This is a genomic window from Streptococcus sp. ST14 (assembly GCF_046098195.1).
Taxonomy (GTDB): domain Bacteria; phylum Bacillota; class Bacilli; order Lactobacillales; family Streptococcaceae; genus Streptococcus.
The window spans coordinates 1-22,764 of the sequence record NZ_JBJUSF010000033.1 but is presented as its reverse complement, the minus strand read 5'-3'; the positions used below and the strand labels follow the sequence as shown (position 1 = coordinate 22,764).

Annotated in this window: 19 protein-coding genes and 3 pseudogenes; 16 read left to right on the top strand and 6 right to left on the bottom strand. The window is 40.2% G+C overall.

Annotation, left to right across the window (positions count from 1 at the left end; all coding sequences use genetic code 11):
* From padA to dnaJ, 11 genes and pseudogenes are all read left to right on the top strand, one after another.
* Window positions 1–2,909 (top strand): annotated as a pseudogene (padA, locus tag ACIY19_RS09775) (LPXTG-anchored isopeptide-forming adhesin PadA); the annotation flags it as partial.
* Between the two features lie 76 nt (window positions 2,910–2,985).
* Window positions 2,986–4,551: a G5 domain-containing protein gene (locus ACIY19_RS09770; protein ID WP_409003310.1), complete on the top strand. Its 1,566-nt coding sequence runs from the start codon at window positions 2,986–2,988 to the stop codon at window positions 4,549–4,551.
* Window positions 4,552–4,912: 361 nt separating this feature from the next.
* Window positions 4,913–7,336 (top strand): annotated as a pseudogene (locus ACIY19_RS09765) (SHIRT domain-containing protein); the annotation flags it as partial.
* A 57-nt stretch (window positions 7,337–7,393) separates the two neighbouring features.
* Window positions 7,394–7,492 carry an LPXTG cell wall anchor domain-containing protein gene (locus ACIY19_RS09760; RefSeq protein ID WP_247943223.1) on the top strand — a complete coding sequence of 33 codons (99 nt, stop codon included), beginning with the start codon at window positions 7,394–7,396 and terminating at the stop codon, window positions 7,490–7,492.
* 157 nt (window positions 7,493–7,649) lie between these two features.
* Window positions 7,650–7,970 carry a PadR family transcriptional regulator gene (locus ACIY19_RS09755; RefSeq protein ID WP_000423991.1) on the top strand — a complete coding sequence of 107 codons (321 nt, stop codon included), beginning with the start codon at window positions 7,650–7,652 and terminating at the stop codon, window positions 7,968–7,970.
* Window positions 7,970–8,545: a DUF2812 domain-containing protein gene (locus ACIY19_RS09750; RefSeq protein WP_247931532.1), complete on the top strand. Its 576-nt coding sequence runs from the start codon at window positions 7,970–7,972 to the stop codon at window positions 8,543–8,545. Before ACIY19_RS09755 ends, ACIY19_RS09750 begins: the two co-directional genes overlap by 1 nt.
* A 34-nt stretch (window positions 8,546–8,579) precedes the next feature.
* Window positions 8,580–9,092 carry a DUF2812 domain-containing protein gene (locus tag ACIY19_RS09745; protein ID WP_247931531.1) on the top strand — a complete coding sequence of 171 codons (513 nt, stop codon included), beginning with the start codon at window positions 8,580–8,582 and terminating at the stop codon, window positions 9,090–9,092.
* Window positions 9,093–9,252: 160 nt separating this feature from the next.
* On the top strand, window positions 9,253–10,287 hold the full coding sequence (gene hrcA, locus ACIY19_RS09740) for a heat-inducible transcriptional repressor HrcA (protein WP_247936496.1): 1,035 nt from the start codon (window positions 9,253–9,255) through the stop codon (window positions 10,285–10,287).
* Window positions 10,288–10,313: 26 nt separating this feature from the next.
* On the top strand, window positions 10,314–10,817 hold the full coding sequence (grpE, locus tag ACIY19_RS09735) for a nucleotide exchange factor GrpE (RefSeq protein ID WP_409003309.1): 504 nt from the start codon (window positions 10,314–10,316) through the stop codon (window positions 10,815–10,817).
* 258 nt (window positions 10,818–11,075) lie between these two features.
* On the top strand, window positions 11,076–12,899 hold the full coding sequence (dnaK, locus tag ACIY19_RS09730; RefSeq protein WP_261121219.1) for a molecular chaperone DnaK: 1,824 nt from the start codon (window positions 11,076–11,078) through the stop codon (window positions 12,897–12,899).
* Between the two features lie 433 nt (window positions 12,900–13,332).
* Window positions 13,333–14,469, top strand: a complete 1,137-nt coding sequence (dnaJ, locus tag ACIY19_RS09725; RefSeq protein WP_001066308.1) for a molecular chaperone DnaJ — start codon at window positions 13,333–13,335, stop codon at window positions 14,467–14,469.
* 278 nt (window positions 14,470–14,747) lie between these two features.
* Here dnaJ and ACIY19_RS09720 read toward each other — a convergent pair whose 3' ends face one another.
* Together ACIY19_RS09720 and ACIY19_RS09715 are read right to left on the bottom strand one after the other, a co-directional pair.
* Window positions 14,748–15,035: a hypothetical protein gene (locus ACIY19_RS09720; RefSeq protein WP_409003308.1), complete on the bottom strand. Its 288-nt coding sequence runs from the start codon at window positions 15,033–15,035 to the stop codon at window positions 14,748–14,750.
* 9 nt (window positions 15,036–15,044) lie between these two features.
* Complete coding sequence (locus tag ACIY19_RS09715) at window positions 15,045–15,455, bottom strand: HIT family protein (protein ID WP_001278320.1); 411 nt, start codon at window positions 15,453–15,455, stop codon at window positions 15,045–15,047.
* Window positions 15,456–15,522: 67 nt separating this feature from the next.
* On the opposite strand from ACIY19_RS09715, the gene ACIY19_RS09710 reads away from it, so the two are divergent.
* Both ACIY19_RS09710 and ACIY19_RS09705 read left to right on the top strand, forming a co-directional pair.
* A complete protein-coding gene (locus ACIY19_RS09710) occupies window positions 15,523–16,254 on the top strand; it encodes an ABC transporter ATP-binding protein (protein ID WP_409003307.1) in 732 nt (243 codons plus the stop codon).
* On the top strand, window positions 16,251–17,300 hold the full coding sequence (locus tag ACIY19_RS09705) for an ABC transporter permease (protein ID WP_409003306.1): 1,050 nt from the start codon (window positions 16,251–16,253) through the stop codon (window positions 17,298–17,300). The genes ACIY19_RS09710 and ACIY19_RS09705 overlap by 4 nt, the downstream gene beginning before the upstream one ends.
* A 62-nt stretch (window positions 17,301–17,362) precedes the next feature.
* Here the strand turns inward: ACIY19_RS09705 and ACIY19_RS09700 are convergent, their stop codons facing one another.
* Entirely contained in the window at window positions 17,363–17,692 is a 330-nt protein-coding gene (locus ACIY19_RS09700) for a helicase BlpT (protein WP_409003305.1), read from the bottom strand.
* A 276-nt stretch (window positions 17,693–17,968) separates the two neighbouring features.
* Here ACIY19_RS09700 and ACIY19_RS09695 point away from each other — a divergent pair, with 276 nt between their 5' ends.
* Genes ACIY19_RS09695 through ACIY19_RS09685 form a run of 3 tightly spaced genes read left to right on the top strand, consistent with a single transcriptional unit; the run spans window position 17,969 to window position 20,403 of the window.
* On the top strand, window positions 17,969–18,307 hold the full coding sequence (locus tag ACIY19_RS09695; RefSeq protein WP_409003304.1) for a LytTR family DNA-binding domain-containing protein: 339 nt from the start codon (window positions 17,969–17,971) through the stop codon (window positions 18,305–18,307).
* 4 nt (window positions 18,308–18,311) lie between these two features.
* Window positions 18,312–19,049 (top strand): response regulator transcription factor, encoded by a 738-nt coding sequence (locus tag ACIY19_RS09690; RefSeq protein WP_409003303.1) that lies wholly within the window; start codon window positions 18,312–18,314, stop codon window positions 19,047–19,049.
* A 13-nt stretch (window positions 19,050–19,062) separates the two neighbouring features.
* Window positions 19,063–20,403 (top strand): sensor histidine kinase, encoded by a 1,341-nt coding sequence (locus ACIY19_RS09685; RefSeq protein WP_409003302.1) that lies wholly within the window; start codon window positions 19,063–19,065, stop codon window positions 20,401–20,403.
* A gap of 42 nt (window positions 20,404–20,445) precedes the next feature.
* Here the strand turns inward: ACIY19_RS09685 and blpC are convergent, their stop codons facing one another.
* The 3 genes and pseudogenes from blpC to blpA all read right to left on the bottom strand — a co-directional run.
* Window positions 20,446–20,601, bottom strand: coding sequence for a quorum-sensing system pheromone BlpC (blpC, locus tag ACIY19_RS09680; protein ID WP_227325688.1), 156 nt, complete (start codon window positions 20,599–20,601; stop codon window positions 20,446–20,448).
* Between the two features lie 56 nt (window positions 20,602–20,657).
* A complete protein-coding gene (locus ACIY19_RS09675) occupies window positions 20,658–22,019 on the bottom strand; it encodes a bacteriocin secretion accessory protein (protein WP_261079809.1) in 1,362 nt (453 codons plus the stop codon).
* Window positions 22,020–22,029: 10 nt separating this feature from the next.
* Window positions 22,030–22,764, bottom strand: a pseudogene (gene blpA / locus ACIY19_RS09670) (peptide cleavage/export ABC transporter BlpA); the annotation flags it as partial.

Genomic DNA, 22,764 nt, shown 5'->3' with positions numbered 1-22,764 from the left:
CAGTCACAGATACACTAGTAGACGTTCTTGAATTCGCAGGAACTTCAAGTGCTAAATTGAATGGTCAAGCGCTTGAGGCTAGCCAAATCAAGGTAGAAGGTCAAACCATTACCTTGACGCTTACAGAAGAACAAGTCAAAGCCAATGGCGGTCAAGCAGTTGAATTAACATTCGACGCTAAGATCAAAGCCGGCGCGAACTTGTCTGCTTACCTATCAGAAGATAAGACTGTGAAAGTTCCTAACAAGGCAGCTTACAAGGCAGATCTTCCAAACAAACCAGGCTTTACGAAAGACTCTAATGAAGTCCCAGTAACGCCTCCAACACCAGAAGTGCCAGAAATCAAGAAAGATGTGAACGGCAAAGAAGCTGAAACTCTTGACAAACGCGATCAAGTCTTCACTTACAACGTGAAAACGACAGTAGCGCAAGATGCGACAGCCTTCGCAGTCACAGATACACTAGTAGACGTTCTTGAATTCGCAGGAACTTCAAGTGCTAAATTGAATGGTCAAGCGCTTGAGGCTAGCCAAATCAAGGTAGAAGGTCAAACCATTACCTTGACGCTTACAGAAGAACAAGCTAAAACAAGTGCTGGTCAAGCTGTTGAATTAACTTTCGACGCTAAGATCAAAGCGGGTGCTAACTTGTCTGATTATGTAACAGAAGATAAGTCAATCAAGGTTCCGAACAAGGCAGCTTACAAGGTAGATCTTCCAAACAAACCAGGCTTCACTAAGGATTCCAATGAAGTTCCAGTAACGCCACCGACTCCAGAAGAGCCAGAAATCAAGAAAGATGTCAACACGAAAGCTGAAGAAACACTCGCTGATCGTGATCAAGTCTTCACCTACAACGTGAAAACAAGTGTTCCAACAGATGCGACAGTCTTCAGTGTAAGTGATACACTTGAATCTGTTCTTGATTATGCAGGTTCAGCAAACGCGAGCTTGAATGGCCAAGCGCTTGACGCTAGCCAAATCAAGGTAGAAGGTCAAACCATTACCTTGACACTTACAAAAGAGCAAGTGAAAGCAAATGGTGGTCAAGCAGTTGAATTGAGCTTCACTGCGAAGATTAAAGCGGGAGCTGATTTGACTCCATATCTAACAGATCGTGGATTCACTGTTCCAAATACAGCTTCTTATGACGCGAAGTTCCCACACAAACCAGGGCTACACAAAGATTCGAATAAAGTTCCGGTAGTCGTTCCAAAAGAACCAGAACCAGAAATTTCTAAGAAGATTAATCGTACCTTGGACCACTTGGATGTGGAATACGACGCACCATACATGTATAATGTCAATACAACTTTGCCAAAAGATATTGATAAGTACAAAGAGTTCACAGTCACAGATACACTCGAACCGGTCTTGGCAATCGCTGATACGCCAGTAGCCTATGTGGATGGTCGTGATGCAAATGGTGCCCTTGAAACAAGTGTTAAGGGAAATACAGTCACTGTGAAAGTGAAAGATTTCGCTCGATTGAAAGGTTTCAAAGAAATCCAATTGTATATTCCAGCTAAACTCAAAGCGAATAGCGATTTGAAAGCTTATAAGGACCAATTGGTACCAAACAAAGCAACTGTCAACTTCAAGGATGCCAATGGTCAATCTGGTAACAAGGAAACAAAACCAGTAACGGTGAAACCGCGTGACCCAGAAAAACCAACAGATCCAACACCAGGTGAACCTGCTAAGACAGTTGGGCCAGAAGATGGATCTAAACCTGATAAAGACTACCACTTACCAAACGCTTTAGATACCTTCCGCTTCGATATCACTACACCGGTTCCAACAGATCCAGTAGATGAAAACGGAAATGCTAAGAAGGATCAATATGGTCGTCTTATCAAGACAGACTTGACTAGCTTTACGATCACTGATAAAATCGATTCAGTCTTGAAAGTCAACAAAGACCGTATCGCTCTTAAAGTTGAAAATGCTCAGTTTGACAAGATCAAAGCAACTCTTCAAGCTCAACTTGAACAGTCTGAGAAAGAACTCAAAGCTTTGACAGGCAAGTCAACAGAAGAGACTTCAACAGAGACTGGTAAGAAGGAAGAACTCAAGGCAGTGGAAGCTAAAGTAGCTGAATTGAAAGCGAAGTTGGAAGCAGCTAAGGCAGCGCAGCCAGCTAAACCAGCTGAAACTACAACACCAGCTACTCCAGCAACAGCTGCTGAAGAAACAACTCCAGCTACATCTGATTCTTCTGCAACAGAAGATAAGAAACCTGCAACTAGCGCGCCAAGTCAAGATCTTGCAAGCTTGGAAGCAGAGTTGAAAGCAGCTGAAGAAAACTTGGCTAAACTTCAAGCACCAGCTGAGAAAGAATCAGAATTGGCACCAGCTGATAAGAAACAACAGCAAGAGAAACTTGAAAATGAAATCAAGAAACTAAAAGAAGCTCAAACTAAGCTTCAAGCAGCTATTGATAAATTGTCTAAAGTTTCAAATGACCGCGGTGAATTAGTAGGTAAAGATTTAGAAGCAATCGCTACTGTTACTTACGATGAAACTAGCAATGTTGTGACTTTTGAAATCAGCGATAAGGATGTTCTTGAAGCCTTGAAGGGAAGTATCGTACGTCTTGTACTTTACACTAACTTCAAAGAAGGAACAGATTTTACAAAATTCACTGGTGGTGTACCAAATACAGCTGAAGTAAGCTTTAACCATAATCCAAAGCCAAAAACTACCAACAAAGTTGTGGTGTTCCCACCAACACCACCAACACCAGAAAAACCACAAACTCCGCCACCAGGTGGAACCGTTCCTCCAGCAGAACCTAAGAAAACATTGCCAAATACAGGTTCTGAAGGATCTTCAATCTTTGGAGTACTTGCAGCCCTAGCTCTAGGACTTGCAGGGCTTCTAGTTTGGAAACGTAAAGCTGAACGTTAGTACCATATAGTAAGAGGAGAGTAGAAAAATTTACTCTTCTCCTTACTGTATATTGAAAGTGTTAAGGGAAAAAATAATGAGTAGAAAAAAATTATTAAAGTTAGGGATTTCTATACTTGCTTTAAATGCTCTTGGAGTAGCCACTTATCATGTAGCTCCAGATTTATATCAAATTCCAACAGTGCATGCAGAAGAAACACCAGCGGAAGATGAAGAAATTCCAGATGGCCAAGAGCGAAGTATTGCAAATACTTTCAAAAGAATGCTTGATAGTATAGAATCTTCAATTAAGGATTTTACAAATAGTCCAGATGAGGATAATAAAGAACTCCTAGAGGGTGATGTAGAAGAAGCAAAGAATTTTTTTGAGACTGCAAAGAAGGCAATGAAGAGTCCAGAAGGTCAAAAAAGTTTTGCGGCGCTTGAAGCTCGCTACAATTCTTTAAAAGCTAAGGCTGAGGCACTTCTCACTGGGGGAAATTTAAAAGAAGAACATCAAGAAGTCACAACTACTGAGGAGATTCCTTACCCATCTCGGACAGAAAACAATGCAGACCTCGCTGAAGGTACTCGAAAGGTAAAACAAGCGGGAGAAAAAGGTCAGAAGAAAGTTGTTTGGGATGTTACTTTGGTAAATGGCGTTGAGAAAAAACGTGATAGAAAGAACCAAACAGTAATTAAAGAACCAGTAGAAGAAATCATCGAAGTTGGAACTAAGAAAACAGGTGTTGAAACCAAAGAAACAGTGACTGTGGAGGAAAAAGTTGCTTTCAAAGAAGAAACGAAAGTAGATCCAGCACTGGATAAAGGTCAAACGCGTGTTGAAGAAGGTGAAGAAGGTATCGATGAAGTCACTTATGAAGTGACAAAAGTGGATGGTGTTGAAAAATCTCGTAAAGAAGTTTCACGCAAGACTAAGAAAGTTGCAAAAAACAAGATTACTTATACAGGTTCAAAAACTGTTGTAACGACTAAGGAAGTAACCAAAACTGAAGAAGTTGCCTTCCAGACTCGTGAGGTTGAAAATGCACTCTTAGCCGAAGGTGTTCGCCGAGTGAAAACAGCTGGGCAAAAAGGTGTTCGTACCATTGTTGAAACAGTGACTTACACAGACGGTGTTGAAACAGGCCGCGAGGTGAAATCAAATACAATCACTACTCCAGCAGTAGACGAAGTTGTCGAAATTGGAACTAAGAAAGCAGCGGTTGTAACGACTAAGGAAGAGACCAAGACAGAAGAAGTTGCTTTCCAAACTAAGGAAGTAACAAATCCAAATCTTCCAGAAGGAAGTCGTCAAGTGAAAGCTGTTGGTAAGAAGGGTGTTCGCACCATTGTTTATACAGTGACTTACACAGATGGCGTTGAAACAGGTCGTGTTGAGAAATCAAGCACAATCACCACTCCAGCAGTAGATGAGATTGTCGAAGTTGGAACTAAGAAAGTAACTCCTACAACAACCAACGGTGATAAGAATGATACTGCAACAACAGGGAACCAAGCTGAAAGCACTAAGAAAGAAGAAACTGCAAGCCAAGAACAGAAAGTTCTACCAAGCACAGGTACAGCTTCTACCAGTCTTCTTTCAATGATTGGTTTATTTATCGCTGGTCTAGTAGGCTTTGTCGTTCGTAAGAAAGACTAAGGCTCTCTAATTGTACAAAAGCATCTTTTGTACGAGAAATACTAAAAAGAACCCAGAATTTATTCTTGGGTTCTTTTTTATAAAAAATTAAATATATTAATGTTTATGTGTAGCTTGAGTACGTTATGAAACTCATGGAGTGATAATAGGTTCAACAATAAAACAGCTATTTACATAGTGTAAACGCCTGTTCTGAAATTTTGATATTTTAATTATTCTCACCGAAAATTGACAATCTGGAAATACAAAAAAGTAAATATTTTTTTATATCTGCTTTCAATTTCCCTTTCTTTGTGTTAGAATGAGATGAATATTTCTTTTGAAATGATCAAATAATCATTTTTAGTTTTGGAGGTACATTATGAAATGGAAATATCGCATGAGAATGCCTTTTTCTACTATTTTCAGTAGAAAAAAACAGGCTTTTCTCGGACTAGTCGTTTTACTTTTTTCTATTTTTCTTCTTCCGCTTCAATCTTATGCGGCTTTAGAAGAAATAAAAAATGAAACGGATATCTCAACCTTGGATATTCGTAAGTTTAATTTGAACATCAACAATTTTAGTGTTTTATCTAAATCACAGGCTGTTGATCAGTTTCATTTATCGAATCCCCACTATGAATATCTCTGGGGTGGTGCCTATCCAGGCGAGATGGAGAACTTTACTCTTAAAGTAGATAAAAGTAAAAAGCAGGATCAAGTTTTTGAAAATCCTCTTTCTCTAAAATTCACAAATATTGGGACAGTTAATGGTAAGCAAGTAGATGCTTACTTAAAATTCAATAAGGTAACTCTTCACTATCTAAACACTGCTCAAGCAGAGTCTGAAATGAATAGTACTCAAAAATCTACTGTTGAATTTTTCTCAATTTCTGAATTATGGGAAAGTAGTGCTTTTGAAATTGGTAATGTTCCTTACGTAGATGCGAATCATGACTACATCATGAATAAAGCATTTTGGATTGATGCTGATGTAACAGCCGAGTTGAGTTATGCAGATGGTTCAGAGACAGATTTGAAGTTGGTCATGAAACCAACGGATATCGATGCAATGGATGCAAACAACTTGAAGGAAACCTTCTATATTAAAGGTTATCAAAATGATGTTAATCTTCGTCTGATGAACAATGCCAATGTTTTGAAACAGGAAGACCAAGGAGAACGAACTGCTTGGATTGCGACTCAGATTACAAGTGGTAGCTATTCTGAGAACAATATCTCTGGTTTCGCCCTTCGATCGAATAGTAATAGGATGAATTTTGCTTATTCATCAACAGAGGTTGCTTCGGCCGTCTTTGGTCTCTATGTTGAAAAACTTGATCCTAGCCCTGTTCTAGAAGTTGATCCTACAGAGATTCCAGCTAAAGAGGGGCAAAATATCACTTATAAAGCAAGGTTTAAAGTTCCGGTTCCTGGCAAAGATCTTTTAGCAGCGCCTTCATCTATCGAAATGGTTCAGAATTTTGATGAGCGCCTTGATTATCAAGGACTTAAAGTGGAATCAGGTGGAGTGACTCTGCAAGAAGGACGTGACTATACGATCGAGAAATCAGGTCAAACAGTTACTGTTAAAATGACACCTGAATACATAAAAGCAAATTCTTCTGCTGAAATTATTGTAACTTATAATACTACTACAAACAAAAAAGTGGAAGAAAAGGGACCTGAAAAAATTAACAACACTGTAACCTTGCATGTTGATAACTTATCAGCTCCTTCTAATCAGGTGAGCACTGCTCTTCTTTACGAAAAACACCATGAATTTGTCAGTGGAACTCCAGGTAAAGAGTTGCCACAAGAAGTGAAAGATTTGCTTCCAGCAACAGAAAAGAATTTACCTAATGGTAGTCAAGCAACTCCAACGCAACCAAGCCAAACAGAAGTGAAGACGGCAGAAGGTACATGGAGCTTCAAGTCCTACGATAAGACATCGGAAACAATTAATGGATCAGATGTTAAGTTTATAGGTACATGGGAATTTACAGCAACTCCAGTTCCAACAGTGACTCATAAAGCAGTTCACGAGTTTGTCAGCGGAACTCCAGGCAAAGAACTTCCACAAGAAGTGAAAACCTTGCTTCCAGCAGATCAAACAGACTTGAAGGACGGCAGCCAAGTAACTCCAACTCAACCAAGTCAAACAGAAGTGAAGACAGCAGAAGGCACATGGAGCTTCAAGTCTTATGACAAGACATCTGAAACAATTAATGGATCAGATGTTAAGTTTATAGGTACATGGGAATTTACAGCAACTCCAGTTCCAACAGTGACTCATAAAGCAGTTCACGAGTTTGTCAGCGGAACTCCAGGCAAAGAACTTCCACAAGAAGTGAAAACCTTGCTTCCAGCAGACCAAACAGACTTGAAAGATGGCAGTCAAGCAACGCCAACTCAACCAAGTCAAACAGAAGTGAAGACAGCAGAAGGCACATGGAGCTTCAAGTCTTACGACAAGACATCGGAAACAATTAATGGATCAGATGTTAAGTTTGTAGGCACATGGGAATTTACAGCAAGCCCGGTTCCAACAGTGACTCATAAAGCAGTTCACGAGTTTGTCAGCGGAACTCCAGGCAAAGAACTTCCACAAGAAGTGAAAACCTTGCTTCCAGCAGACCAAACAGACTTGAAGGACGGCAGCCAAGTAACTCCAACTCAACCAAGTCAAACAGAAGTGAAGACAGCAGAAGGCACATGGAGCTTCAAGTCTTATGACAAGACATCTGAAATCATCAATGGAGCAGACGCACACTTCGTAGGCACCTGGGAATTCACTCCGGCCCCAATTAAAGATTCTGGAAATACTAGTCAACCAGAAGAAAGAAGTAGTCAAAATCAGAACTTGTTACCAAACACGGGTTCAGCAGTATCTGGTCTTCTTTCAATCATCGGTCTTGCCTTTGCAAGTCTAGCAGCTTTTGTTCTTCGTAAGAAAGACTAAGCCACTCTTAGGAAATAAGAAATTGAATTCTTAATTCCTGAGTCTAAGAAGAGAGAACGAGAAATCGTTCTCTCTTTTTCTTGCATTTTATATCGAGCTGTGATATATTTTATATAACGAAGTGCGATATATCGAACTGAATAGGAGGTGCCTATAAATGGAATTAACAGATAAGGTTCGTCGGGTCTATCTTCCGATGACGGAAACGGGCTTTTATATTTTGTTCTGTCTGCAAAAGGAACGTCATGGTTATAGTATTACGCAAAAGGTCAAGGAGATGACAGATTCGCAAGTTTCGATTAGTCCTGGAACTATGTATGGAACCTTGTCAAAGATGGAAAAGGATGGCTTGATTTCTTTTGTCCGAGAGGAGGAAAAACGGAAAATCTATCAGATTACAGACTTGGGACGCAAAGTCTTAGATATTGAATTGAAACGTATTGAACGGCTCTATAGAAACAGTTTGGAGGAAGTATGATGGAAAAGAAAATTGTTTATCGAATTTTTACAATTGCGGATTATGAGAGGGAAGCTCTATACTTTAGAGAAATGCATGCTAAGGGCTGGAAACTTAGGAAAGTAAGCTATTCTATTTTATTGTTTGTAGTTAAGTATACTTTTGAAAAATGTCAGCCTGAGCAAGTATCTTATCAGTTGGACTTTTATCCTATGAAAAAATCAGAGAGAGCCTCCTATTTACAATTATTTAAAGACTGTGGCTGGGAGCATATTACAGACTTTAATGGTTTTTCCTACTTTAGAAAGATTTATTCTGGAGCTGAGTCGGATGCCGAGTTTGAAATTTATAATGACGCGACCGGGAAGTTAGCAATAGTCAAGAAGATTTTAACAATGCGGATGCTTCCTATTTTGCTTCTCTTTTCAGCGCTACTACCGATTTTCTCAAAGTTTGTCACTGGAGGTAGTTCTTTCAGATGGGAAGTATTTTTGATTTTCATAATAGATTGGGTTTTATTGATCATTTTTGCGATTCAGATTTCTTATATTTTTTGGAAATTGAGTCAAAAGTGGAAAGAATTATCTGAAAAATAAAACCATGTATGTTTTCTGATTTGGAGGTAAGACAATGAATAGCAAAGTACAATTTCGGATTTTTACCATTGTTGATTTGGACAAGGAAGAAGAATATTTACATGAGATGCACTTGAAAGGTTGGAGATATAGAACTAATCGTTTGGGCTTTTTCTATTTTGAACAATGCCAACCAGATGATGTCATCTATCATATCTATGATTCTAGATTTCTTAAAAAGTATGAGCATGAACTACAAGATTTTAGAAATAGCGGTTGGGAATTGATAGAAACAGGTTTTTGTTCGACTCTTCGTAAACCAACTTCTGATATCCTTTCAGAGGAGAAAGTCTATATGAGTAAGGGTCTCAGATGGGAAGTTATGCGGTCTAGACTTCGTTCCTGTATAGCCACTTTTTCAGGTGGTCTTGTTGTTTGCATGAGTTTGTATCGAGAAAATTTGTCTCAGTCTTTCTTTATTATTCTCTTTTTATACGCTTGCTTGATTTCTTATCTAATCTATGGTTTTTTCAGACTTAAAAGGAAATACCAAGTAGATGAGAAGTGAGATTCTAGGTCTTCAGACTGATTTTTAGCACTCTTGGTAAAAGAGTGCTAATTTTTTGAGTTTTTGTCTTGACATTCTCTTCTAAGGGTGTATAATAGAATCATGAGTTAGCACTTGGATGCATAGAGTGCTAATCGATCGGACAGAGAGGAGTGATGAGATGGTTACAGAGCGTCAGCAGGATATTTTAAATCTGATTATTGACATCTTTACCAAAACGCACGAACCTGTCGGATCCAAGGCGCTACAAGAGTCTATCAATTCTAGTAGTGCTACCATTCGTAATGACATGGCAGCTCTAGAGAAGCAGGGTTTGCTTGAGAAGGCTCATACCTCAAGCGGTCGGATGCCAAGTGTCGCGGGATTTCAGTACTATGTGAAACACTCGCTTGCTTTTGACAGACTGGCTGAAAATGAGGTATACGAGATTGTCAAAGCTTTTGATCAGGAATTCTTCAAACTGGAGGATATTCTGCAAGAGGCTGCTAATCTACTGACAGACCTGAGTGGCTGTACGGTAGTAGCACTGGATGTTGAGCCGAGCAGGCAACGGTTGACAGCCTTTGATATCGTTGTTTTGGGGCAACATACAGCCTTGGCAGTATTTACCCTAGACGAGTCGCGAACGGTTACCAGTCAATTTCTGATTCCAAGAAACTTCTTACAGGAAGATTTGCTGAAATTGAAGAGCATCATTCAGGAACGTTTCCTCGGTCATACCGTTCTGGATATTCACTACAAGATTCGGACGGAGATTCCGCAGATTATCCAGCGTTACTTTACGACAACGGACAATGTCATGGATCTCTTTGAACATATTTTTAAAGAAATGTTCAACGAAAACATTGTGGTGTCGGGCAAGGTCAATCTCTTGAATTTTGCCAATCTAGCAGCCTATCAGTTCTTTGACCAACCGCAAAAGGTGGCTCTAGAGATTCGTGAAGGTCTGCATGAAGATCAAATGCAAAATGTCCGTGTTGCGGACAGTCAGGAATCCTGTCTAGCTAACCTAGCAGTGATTAGCAGTAAATTCCTCATTCCTTATCGAGGTTTTGGAATTCTGGCAATTATCGGTCCGGTCAATCTGGATTACCAGCAATTGGTCAACCAAGTCAATGTGGTCAATCGTGTTTTGACGATGAAGTTGACGGATTTTTATCGCTACCTCAGTAGTAATCATTACGAAGTAAATTAATTTTGAAATCATTAAAGGAGGCGAAAATGGCCCAAGATAAAAAAAACGAAGAAATGAAAGAAGAGGAAGTTGTGGAAACAACTCCTGAGAAGTCTGAGTTGGACTTGGCAAATGAACGTGCGGATGAGTTCGAAAACAAATATCTTCGTGCTCATGCAGAAATGCAGAATATTCAACGCCGTGCCAATGAAGAACGTCAAAACTTGCAACGTTATCGTAGCCAAGATCTGGCAAAAGCAATTTTACCGTCGCTTGACAACTTAGAACGTGCACTAGCAGTTGAAGGTTTGACAGACGATGTCAAAAAAGGATTGGAGATGGTGCAAGAGAGCTTGATTCACGCTTTGAAAGAAGAAGGAATCGAAGAAATCGCAGCTGACGGTGAATTTGACCATAACTATCACATGGCCATCCAAACTCTCCCAGCAGACGATGAACACCCAGCAGACACCATCGCTCAAGTCTTCCAAAAAGGCTACAAACTCCATGACCGCATCCTACGCCCAGCCATGGTGGTAGTATATAACTAGGCTAGAGAACTTAAGAACTTGTCCGAAACGACAATAAACTATGAAGGAAAGATAAAAAGCAAGCCGGAGGCTTGCGAGGAAGATATTGCCCGCCGTGGTGAAAGTTTCAGTAGTTGTTGCTACTGAAACAGGGGATTTTTGAGACAATAGGCTCAAAAATAAGTGATGAAATCCCGAAGGGAGTTGCACACGTCCCCACCACTTAAGGGGAATATCAAAAAAATCAAAATTCGAATTAAAATTTAAGGAGAAAAACACATGTCTAAAATTATCGGTATTGACTTAGGTACAACAAACTCAGCAGTTGCAGTTCTTGAAGGAACTGAAAGCAAAATCATCGCAAACCCAGAAGGTAACCGCACAACTCCATCTGTAGTTTCATTCAAAAACGGAGAAATCATCGTTGGTGATGCCGCAAAACGTCAAGCAGTCACAAACCCAGATACAGTAATCTCTATCAAATCTAAGATGGGAACTTCTGAAAAAGTTTCTGCTAACGGAAAAGAATACACTCCACAAGAAATCTCAGCTATGATTCTTCAATACTTGAAAGGTTATGCTGAAGACTACCTTGGTGAAAAAGTAACTAAAGCAGTTATCACAGTTCCAGCTTACTTCAACGACGCTCAACGTCAAGCAACAAAAGACGCTGGTAAAATCGCTGGTCTTGAAGTAGAACGTATTGTCAACGAACCAACTGCAGCAGCTCTTGCTTACGGTTTGGACAAGACTGACAAAGAAGAAAAAATCTTGGTATTCGACCTTGGTGGTGGTACATTCGACGTATCTATCCTTGAATTGGGTGACGGTGTATTCGATGTATTGTCAACTGCAGGGGACAACAAACTCGGTGGTGATGACTTTGACCAAAAAATCATCGACCACTTGGTAGCAGAATTCAAGAAAGAAAACGGTATTGACTTGTCTACTGACAAGATGGCAATGCAACGTTTGAAAGATGCAGCTGAAAAAGCTAAGAAAGACCTTTCTGGTGTAACTTCAACACAAATCAGCTTGCCATTCATCACTGCTGGTGAAGCTGGACCTCTTCACTTGGAAATGACCTTGACTCGTGCTAAATTTGACGATTTGACTCGTGACCTTGTTGAACGTACAAAAGTTCCAGTTCGTCAAGCCCTTTCAGATGCAGGTTTGAGCTTGTCAGAAATCGACGAAGTTATCCTTGTTGGTGGTTCAACTCGTATCCCAGCCGTTGTTGAAGCTGTGAAAGCTGAAACTGGTAAAGAACCAAACAAATCAGTAAACCCTGATGAAGTAGTTGCTATGGGTGCTGCGATTCAAGGTGGTGTCATCACTGGTGATGTTAAAGACGTTGTCCTTCTTGACGTAACACCATTGTCACTTGGTATCGAAACAATGGGTGGAGTATTTACAAAACTTATCGATCGCAACACAACAATCCCAACATCTAAATCACAAGTCTTCTCAACAGCAGCAGACAACCAACCAGCCGTTGATATCCACGTTCTTCAAGGTGAACGCCCAATGGCAGCAGATAACAAGACTCTTGGACGCTTCCAATTGACAGACATCCCAGCTGCACCTCGTGGAATTCCTCAAATCGAAGTAACATTTGATATCGACAAGAACGGTATCGTATCTGTTAAGGCCAAAGATCTTGGAACTCAAAAAGAACAAACAATTGTGATCCAATCTAACTCAGGTTTGACTGACGAAGAAATCGACCGCATGATGAAAGATGCAGAAGCTAACGCTGAAGCAGATAAGAAACGTAAAGAAGAAGTTGACCTTCGTAACGAAGTAGACCAAGCTATCTTTGCGACTGAAAAGACAATCAAGGAAACTGAAGGAAAAGGCTTTGATGCAGAACGTGACGCTGCTCAAGCTGCTCTTGATGATCTTAAGAAAGCTCAAGAAGACAACAACTTGGACGACATGAAAGCGAAACTCGAAGCATTGAACGAAAAAGCTCAAGGACTTGCTGTGAAACTCTACGAACAAGCCGCAGCAACGCAACAAGCTCAAGCAGGGGCAGAAGGCACACAAGCAACAGGAAACGCAGGCGATGACGTCGTAGACGGAGAGTTTACTGAAAAGTAAGATGCAAAGCCCGTTAAAACCTCACAGTGAAAATAGGAAATCTGACGCAGAAACTTTAGTTTCTAGAAAGATTTGTCTTTTTCACCAAGAGGTTAGGGCGTGCTCGATTTAGCATTACTAGTTTGATTTTTAAAACTCGAACGTCGTAATGATAAGAAGAAATCCAGAGGTTGCAACCCAGCCTCTGTTTTTCGATAAAAAGGGATAAAACCTGATTTATTTGGGTTTTGTCTCATCGATATAAAAGAAAGGAATTGAACCCGATCTAAATCGAGGTTTGATTCACAATATCAATAGAAAGGAACAAGGGTGTTCGTAACTGAACACGGGCTACGGACTGTGCCAAAAAGATAGTTTTTTCTAGGACGCAAGCGTCCGTCGTCAAAACTCCTATTTTGGCTGTGTCCGTTTGACGCCCTTTGTATCTTGAATTATGAACAATACTGAATTTTATGATCGTCTGGGGGTGTCAAAAAACGCTTCGGCAGACGAGATCAAAAAGGCTTATCGTAAGCTTTCAAAGAAATACCACCCAGATATCAACAAGGAGCCTGGTGCTGAGGAAAAATACAAGGAAGTTCAAGAAGCCTATGAGACTTTGAGTGACGACCAAAAACGTGCTGCCTATGACCAATACGGTGCTGCTGGAGCCAACGGTGGTTTTGGTGGAGCTGGTGGTTTCGGCGGTTTCGATGGGGCAGGAGGCTTCGGTGGTTTTGAAGATATCTTCTCAAGTTTCTTCGGCGGAGGCGGTGCTTCACGCAATCCAAATGCTCCTCGTCAGGGGGATGACCTCCAGTATCGTGTAAACTTGACCTTTGAAGAAGCTATTTTTGGAGCTGAAAAAGAGGTTAAGTACAATCGTGAAGCAAGCTGTAGTACATGTAATGGCTCAGGTGCTAAGCCAGGAACAAGTCCAGTCACTTGTGGACGCTGTCATGGAGCTGGTGTTATTAACGTCGATACGCAGACTCCGCTTGGTATGATGCGTCGTCAAGTAACCTGTGATGTCTGTCATGGTCGCGGAAAAGAAATCAAAGATCCATGTACAACTTGTCACGGAACAGGTCATGAAAAACAAGCCCATAGCGTACATGTGAAAATCCCTGCTGGTGTGGAAACAGGTCAACAAATCCGCCTAGCAGGTCAAGGTGAAGCTGGCTTTAATGGTGGACCTTATGGTGATTTGTATGTAGTGGTTTCTGTGGAAGCCAGCGATAAGTTTGAACGTGAAGGAACCACTATCTTCTACAATCTCAACCTCAACTTTGTCCAAGCAGCTCTTGGTGACACAGTTGATATCCCAACTGTTCACGGTGATGTTGAATTGGTTATCCCAGAGGGAACTCAGACTGGTAAGAAATTCCGCCTACGTGGTAAAGGAGCTCCAAGCCTTCGTGGAGGTGCAGTTGGTGACCAATACGTTACCGTTAATGTCGTGACTCCGACAGGATTGAACGACCGCCAAAAAGCAGCCTTGAAAGAATTCGCAGCTGCTGGTGATTTAAAAGTAAATCCAAAGAAAAAAGGATTTTTTGATCATATTAAAGATGCCTTTGAAGGAGAATAAACAAAAAGAGCCGAGTGGCTCTTTTTGTTTATAGATTTTTTAAGACTTTCCTTAAGTAATGACGGACGGTAGCGACCTTCTTCGAAGTTCCATACCTAAACTTTGAGCCTAGGTCTCAAAGTTTCCGGACACCTGAAACCAAGCTGTTTCAAGTGTTTTCATTACGGCGGAAAGTCTTCGATTTAGTTATGAAATGGTGTATGAGTTTTCTAAATTATGATGTATAGTTGATGGGATATAACTTGTTTACATTTTAAAAAAGAGCCGTTGGGCTCTTTTTACTTATCTTCCATTTCCTGTGTTTCTTTTATCACAGCTAGTCTAGTCTGTATATCCTTTTCCAAAACTTTAAACTTGTAAGTCAGGTCTTCTTGGTATTCCTTGATGAGTTCTTTTTGCTGGTCGATGATTTGCAGGCTGTTTTGGATAATATCCACATCATCCTTGATAGCTTGAACGCGGTCAGTGGTATTCAAGACTTCATCTGTGATGGCTTGGCGATTTTTTGTGACCAGGTAACTTCCGACTGCAGCTCCTGCAAATAGCAGTAGGTTGGATAATTTCATAGCAACTCCTTAGGCATTTTTGATAGTTTCAGCTACTTGAGCAAGTTTGTCAAAGTCTGGTTCGTGGGCGATAAAATCAATCTTGAGGTCATCGTCCGCACTGTAGCGAGGCACGAGGTGAACGTGGGTATGAAAGACGGTTTGCCCAGCGACTTCTTCACAGTTAGCAATGATATTCATACCAGCAGCCTTAGTAGCTTTCATGACTTTTTGGGCCACTTTTGGCACTTGGGCAAAGAGTTGGCTGGCGCTAGTAGCGTCCATTTCCAAAAGATTGCGATAGTGTTCTTTTGGCACGACCAAGGTGTGTCCTGGTGTCACTTGAGAGATATCAAGAAAGGCAAGAACCTGCTCATCTTCATATACTTTTGAAGCAGGAATTTCCCCTGCGATGATTTTACAAAAAATGCAATCTGACATAAAATCTACCTCTACTGTATTGAATTTTGATATAATATAGCTACATTATACCAGATTTGGAGAAAATATGTTAGAAATTAAAAATCTGACAGGTGGCTATGTCCATGTCCCTGTCTTGAAAGATGTATCTTTTACCGTTGAAAGTGGGCAGTTGGTCGGTTTGATTGGTCTCAATGGTGCTGGGAAATCAACGACAATCAATGAGATTATTGGTCTGTTGATACCTTATAGTGGCTCCATCAATATCAATGGTCTAACCCTGCAAGAAGATGCAACGAGCTACCGCAAGCAAATTGGTTACATTCCCGAGGCACCTAGTCTGTATGAGGAATTAACACTCAGAGAGCATATCGAAACGGTTGCTATGGCGTATGGGATTGAGCAAAAAGTCGCTTTTAAGCGAGTAGAACCTTTGTTAAAAATGTTCCGTTTGGATCAGAAATTAGACTGGTTCCCTGTTCATTTTTCAAAAGGGATGAAGCAGAAGGTCATGATTATCTGTGCTTTTGTGGTGGATCCGAGTCTTTTCATCGTGGATGAGCCTTTCCTTGGTCTTGATCCGCTGGCTATTGCGGACTTGATTCAGCTTTTGGAAGTGGAAAAGCAAAAGGGCAAGTCCATTCTCATGAGTACCCACGTGCTGGATTCTGCGGAAAAGATGTGTGATGCCTTTGTCATTCTCCACAAGGGTGAGGTGCGTGCCAAGGGAAATCTCCTGCAACTGCGCGAAGCCTTTGATATGCCTGAGGCTAGTTTGAATGATATTTACTTGGCTCTGACCAAAGAGGAGGAGCTATGAAAGACTTGTTTTTAAAGAGAAAGCAGGCTTTTCGTAAGGAGTGTGTCGGTTATCTGCGCTATGTTCTCAATGACCACTTTGTCTTGTTCCTGCTTGTTCTGCTGGGCTTTCTAGCCTACCAGTACAGTCAACTCTTGCAAGATTTTCCTGAAAATCATTGGCCTATCCTTTTGTTTGTAGGAATTATCTCTGTTTTGCTTTTGCTTTGGGGTGGAATTGCCACCTATATGGAGGCTCCAGACAAGCTCTTCCTCTTAGTCGGAGAAGAGGAAATCAAACTCCATCTCAAGCGTCAAACTGGCATTTCCCTAGTCTTTTGGCTCTTTGTGCAGACCCTTTTCTTGCTGTTATTTGCGCCCTTATTTTTAGCCATGGGTTATGGCTTGCCTGTTTTTCTGGTCTATGTGCTTTTATTGGGAGTAGGTAAATATTTCCTCTTTCGTCAAAAGGCCAGCAAATTTTTCACGGAAACTGGACTGGATTGGGACTATGTCATTTCCCAAGAAAGCAAGCGTAAGCAAGTCTTGCTTCGTTTCTTTGCCCTCTTTACGCAGGTCAAGGGGATTTCAAACAGCGTCAAGCGTCGTGCCTATCTGGACTTTATCCTAAAGGCTGTTCAGAAGGTGCCTGGAAAGATTTGGCAAAATCTCTATCTGCGTTCTTATTTGCGAAATGGAGACCTCTTTGCGCTCAGTCTTCGTCTGCTCTTGCTTTCCGTTCTGGCGCAGATTTTTATCGAGCAAGCTTGGATTGCGACAGCAGTGGTAGTGCTGTTTAACTACCTCTTGCTCTTCCAGTTGCTGGCCCTCTATCATGCCTTTGACTACCAGTATTTGACCCAACTCTTTCCGCTGGACAAGGGGCAAAAGGAAAAAGGCTTGCAGGCGGTAGTCCGAGGATTGACCAGTTTGGTCTTAGTAGTGGAATTAGTTGTTGGGTTGATTACCTTCCAAGAAAAACTAGCCCTTCTAGCCTTGCTGGGAGCAGGTTTGGTTTTACTAGTCTTGTACTTACCTTATCAGGTAAAACGTCAGATGCAGGACTAATCTTGCTTATATGACACTAAAAAAGAAGTTGAGTTCGGTTTGTCTCAGCTTCTTTTTAGTTACTACAAGATAATGGTTGGTCCATAGAGGCTCAACTTGGTCTTGACTTGGTCAAAGTGGAAGCGGTCATAGGCCCGCCAAGCGGCGCGAGTAGGAGCGTCTGGATTGAGGGCGCTGAGTCCCATGAGAAGACTGGAAGTCTGGTAAAATTTTTCCAGTTCAATCAAGACTCGATTATCCACTGTCTCAGCCTTGGCTAGAAAACCAAGAATAGAATTTAATTGCTCCTGAAAGCGTATGTCGTCAGCCGTTGCCTGTTTGCATGCTTGATAGGCTTTGTTTAAGTCAGTAATCAAAGTCTGAGCTCTTTTGATAGGGTCTGCATCTGTCATGAGAATTCCTCCTTTAATCTGGGTGCCAGTCTTACTTCTAGCAATTGTATTTTGATACTGTCAGTTTATCACTTTTATCTCCTTTTTCACCTTCAAATCTTTAATTGTCCTTGAAATTTCCTGAATGGTACTGTTAAGATTTTATGATAAAATAGTTGTAAGCTCATCATGATGTTGTAGAAAAATAGTCCTTTTAGGAGTTTTCAAAGACTGTTTAGGATTGGGTGGGCTTGTGTTAGACCTTTTCTGTTATTCTTTTCTTAGGAGGAGAATCCAATGAAACATATGATTATTCAGACACAGAAAACAGTCTATAAAGTAAACGTTGACGATATCTACTATATCCAAACACATCCAACTAAAGCCCATACCGTACAGATTGTTACAGAAGAGGCTAGTTTTAATATGGTTCAAAATTTAAGTAATCTTGAGAACCAATATGGGGAAAACTTGATGAGGTGTCATCGAAATTGTTTGGTCAATCTTGATAAATTAAAATCGATTGATTTTCAAGAAAGAATCCTTTTTCTTGGAGAAGAAGGTCAATACGCTGTCAAGTATGCTAGACGTCGCTATAGAGAAATTCGTCAAAAATGGTTGAAACAAGGAGAGTAAGAAGATGAGAATATTTGTTTTAGAAGATGATTTTTCCCAACAAGCTAGAATTGAAACGACAATTGAGAAACTCTTGAAAGAACATCATATCACTCCCAGCTCTTTTGAGGTCTTTGGCAAGCCAGACCAACTGCTGGCAGAGGTGCATGAGAAGGGGGCGCATCAGCTATTCTTTTTGGATATTGAGATTCGAAATGAGGAGATGAAGGGGCTAGAAGTGGCTAGAAAGATTCGGGATCGGGATCCTTATGCCCTGATTGTCTTTGTGACGACTCACTCGGAGTTTATGCCCCTGTCCTTTCGCTACCAAGTGTCTGCTTTGGACTATATTGATAAGGCCTTGTCAGCAGAGGAGTTTGAATCTCGTATCGAGACAGCCCTCCTCTATGCCAATGGTCAAGACAGTAAGAGTCTAGCGGAAGATTGCTTTTATTTTAAATCAAGATTTGCTCAATTCCAGTATCCTTTTAAAGAGGTTTACTATCTCGAAACGTCGCCCAAATCTCATCATGTCATTCTCTATACCGAGACGGACAGACTGGAATTTACAGCGAGTTTAGAGGAGATTCTTAAGCAGGAGCCTCGTCTCCTGCAGTGCCACCGCTCTTTTCTCATCAATCCTGCAAATGTGGTGCATTTGGATAAGAAAGAAAAACTGCTTTTCTTTCCCAATGGGAGAAGCTGTCTAATTGCGCGTTATAAGGTCAGGGAAGTGTCTGAGGCCATCAATAAATTACACTGAGCTAGGAGAGTTTATGAACATTGCTTGGATATTGTTGTATTTTCTTGTTATTAATGGATTAGAAATTGTCATTTTCTTTAAGGTAGATGGAATTGGTCTCACTTTTGAGAGGATTTTTAAAGCTTTTCTTCTGAAATTTCTTCTAGGGGCCATTTTTGCGACTTTTCAATTTTTGGATGTAAGTGAATATTTGTCCTATTTTATAGAACCTTTGTTCGGTATAGGTCTATCTTTCTTATTGTTAAGAGGGCTTCCTAAAAAAAACCTTATTTTTTATGGTCTCTTCCCAATGATATTAGTAGAGCTCTTTTACAGAGGTGTTTCCTATTTTGTGCTTCCATTTTTGGGGCAAGGAATTGTAGATGGGGATGGCAATCCTATCTTTTTATTGATTATGATATTCGTTTGCTTCATAGTTTTAGTCTTTTTGAAATGGTTAGACTATGATTTCACTAGCTTGAGAAAGGAGTTTCTAGATAAAGGTTTTCAAAAGTCTCTTACTAAGATTAACTGGGTAATGGGGGCTTATTATCTAGTGATGCAAAGTCTATCTTACCTTGAATACCGACAAGGTATTCAATCAACGACAGTTCGCCATTTCATTCTAGTATTTTATCTACTCTTTTTTATGGGGGTTATCAAGAAATTAGATACCTATTTGAAGGAAAAACTTCAGGGAAAACTGAACCGAGAGCAGGTCTTGCGCTATAGAGATATGGAACGCTATAGTCGGCATATAGAGGAACTTTACAAGGAAGTTCGGAGTTTTCGCCATGACTATACCAATCTTTTGACCAGCTTACGTCTGGGCATTGAAGAGGAGGATATGGAACAGATAAAAGAGGTTTACGACTCGGTCTTAAAGGATTCTAGTGAAAAATTGCAGGACAATAAATATGACCTGGGCAGATTGGTGAATATTCGTGACCGTGCCCTCAAAAGTCTCCTAGCAGGGAAATTTCTAAAAGCGAGAGATAAGAAGATTATCTTTAATGTCGAAGTTCCTGAGGAGATTCAGGTTGAGGGGATGAGTCTGCTTGATTTTCTAACCATTGTGTCTATCCTTTGTGACAATGCTATTGAAGCCAGTGCAGAGGCTAGTCAACCTCATGTTTCAATCGCTTTTTTTAAAAATGGAGCACAGGAGACCTTTATCATTGAAAACTCCATCAAAGAAGAGAGCATCGATCTTTCTGAAATCTTCTCCTTTGGAGCAAGTTCTAAAGGGGAGGAGAGAGGAGTTGGTCTCTATACCGTTATGAAAATTGTGGAAAGTCATCCTAATACCAGTCTAAATACCACCTGCCAAAATCAAGTCTTTCGTCAGGTGTTTACTATAATACATACAGAATGATAAAAAATAAGACCGAGAGTTCTTGTTACTCGGTCTTATTTTTTATAGCTGAATAGGTAGTTCAAGTGCTTTTGTGATTTTAAATTTACTTAAAATTGTTTCATGTAAGAGTTTTTCCCACCATCCTCCACCTGTAATTTGGTTGAGTTCGGTAGTTGTTAGTTCTCGAAATGAAGTTAGGTTTTGTTTCTTATCCATGTTATGATTCTCCTTTTTGATAAGATAATAAATAGTTCTAGAGTGTTATCTGAAAATTAATCAGAATGGGTTAACATTTTATCTTTGAAATAATCAAAATATGTTTTCTTTGCAGTTACACTAGTGACGCGACCTTGTAAGCCGTATTGGATGAGTTTACTATCCTCATTAGATAGTTTTGCAAGAGCGGTTAATTTAAAGAGATTACCTTGCTCTGTTCTGGTAGGAGTTTGATCAATTGTCTGAAGTTGGCCGATGATGGTAATGCCGTGATTTCCAATCTTCTCCAGTTTTAATCTTACAGTTTGTCCTTTATCTAGTAGAGGTAGATAGTCAGAAGATACGTAGTAAGTGATTAGTACTTCTCTTGTATCTGTGATGACAGGGAATATTTGAGCAATTTCTGTACCAGTTGGAATTCTATTTTTACCTTCAAATTCGCTGTTCAGATGAACGATACCTTTACTTGGAGCGGTTAAGGTATTGTTTTCTAAGCGCTGTGTCGCTTGATCTAGTTGTACTTTTAATTCTGTTAATTGATTTTCCACGGTTAGTTGTTGCTGAGAAGCTGTCTGTAAAAATTGAGTACGAAGTACTTCAATTTTGGTCGCTAAACTATTGTCATAAGTTGCTACACTTCCGATACCAGCTTGCTGAATTTTGAGGCTTGCGATAGATGATTCCAGACCTGCAATACTTTGATTAATTTGAGATAAAAATGGCTCTTCTGCAGTTCCTTGTGTTTGTCCTTGTGAGGCTACAAGATAACGATTCAAAATTGACTGGTGCGGATTGTCAGTTGGTAAGCGTGCTCTTTTATTTATGATAGCATCTCTCAGCTCCTGGTATTCTCCAATTTGTTGTTGAACTTTTGTAATTTCTTGTTCGATGGCTGATGAACTGCTATTGGCAAGATTGGCTTGATTTGAAACTTCGGTGTTAGTCTTTGAGATACCTAGCTCAATATCATGGGATTGTTTAGTAAAATTCATAAAGGTATTATGGTAGCCAAATTCATCCTCGCCAGAAAAAAGATCAGTCGCTTTTTCTAAGCTTTGTTTCAAAATTCCAAGTCCTTCTTTTTGCTTCTCAAGTCTTTGTAATTGAGTTTCTAAGGCAGTTTTCTGACTTTCTTCCATTGTTTCAGAGTATTTGATAAGTAAGTCCCCTTTTTCAACTACTTGATTTGCCACTAAATGATTAGCTAGGATAGGATTATCACTGGTCGACTGAATAGATGCAATGACACTTGTAGGGGTGATTTCCCCTTGGGAAGTAACAGTAATTTCTTTTGTGGCAACAAGGGAGAAAATCAAGATGAAAGTAAACAGTAATGAAAGAGGTATAATTAATACTGTCGCATAGTTATGGTAACGTCTCTGATAAAACTCGACGCTTCTAAAAAGATTAGGATTCATGACATTCTCCTTATTTATTGAATAGATGATGGTAGAAGCCTTGCGCCTGCATTAACTCTTGGTGACTACCAACTTCAATGATTTTCCCTTGGTCAAGAACAATGACACGGTTGGTTCGTTCGGCTATACTGAGACGATGGGCTACAAAGAGAATGGTTTTATCAGTTAGGGACATAAGATTATCTATAACTTTTTTCTCAGTCAAGACATCAAGACCGCTAGTAGCTTCATCTAGTATTAAAACAGGAGCTTTAGTTAAAAGAGCACGAGCGAGGGCTATTCGTTGCTTTTGTCCTCCTGATAGACCAGCTCCATCAGAGAGCTGAGTTTGATAGCCCATAGGCATTCTTTCAATGTCTTGACGGATTTCAGCTAATTCACAAGCTCTTAGAATATCTTCTTGGCTAATCATATGATTACCGCCCAAGGTTAAGTTTTCCAAGATAGAGCCATTAAAGATATAGGCTTGTTGGGGTAGGTAATTAATATGACGGCGCAAGACTTTTTTATCAATGTTTTTAATATCCTGATGATTGATGGAAATATGCCCTTTGTAGGGTTCAAAGAAATTGACAATCATTTTGGCTAAAGTTGTTTTACCAGAACCACTGACTCCAACTAGGCTAACCTTATCTCCTTGCTTAATCGTGAGATTAATATCTGTTAAGGTATCTCGTCCAAAACCATACTTATAAGAAAGGTCATCAAATTCAATATCGCCCATCAAAAAATGTGAATGAACAGG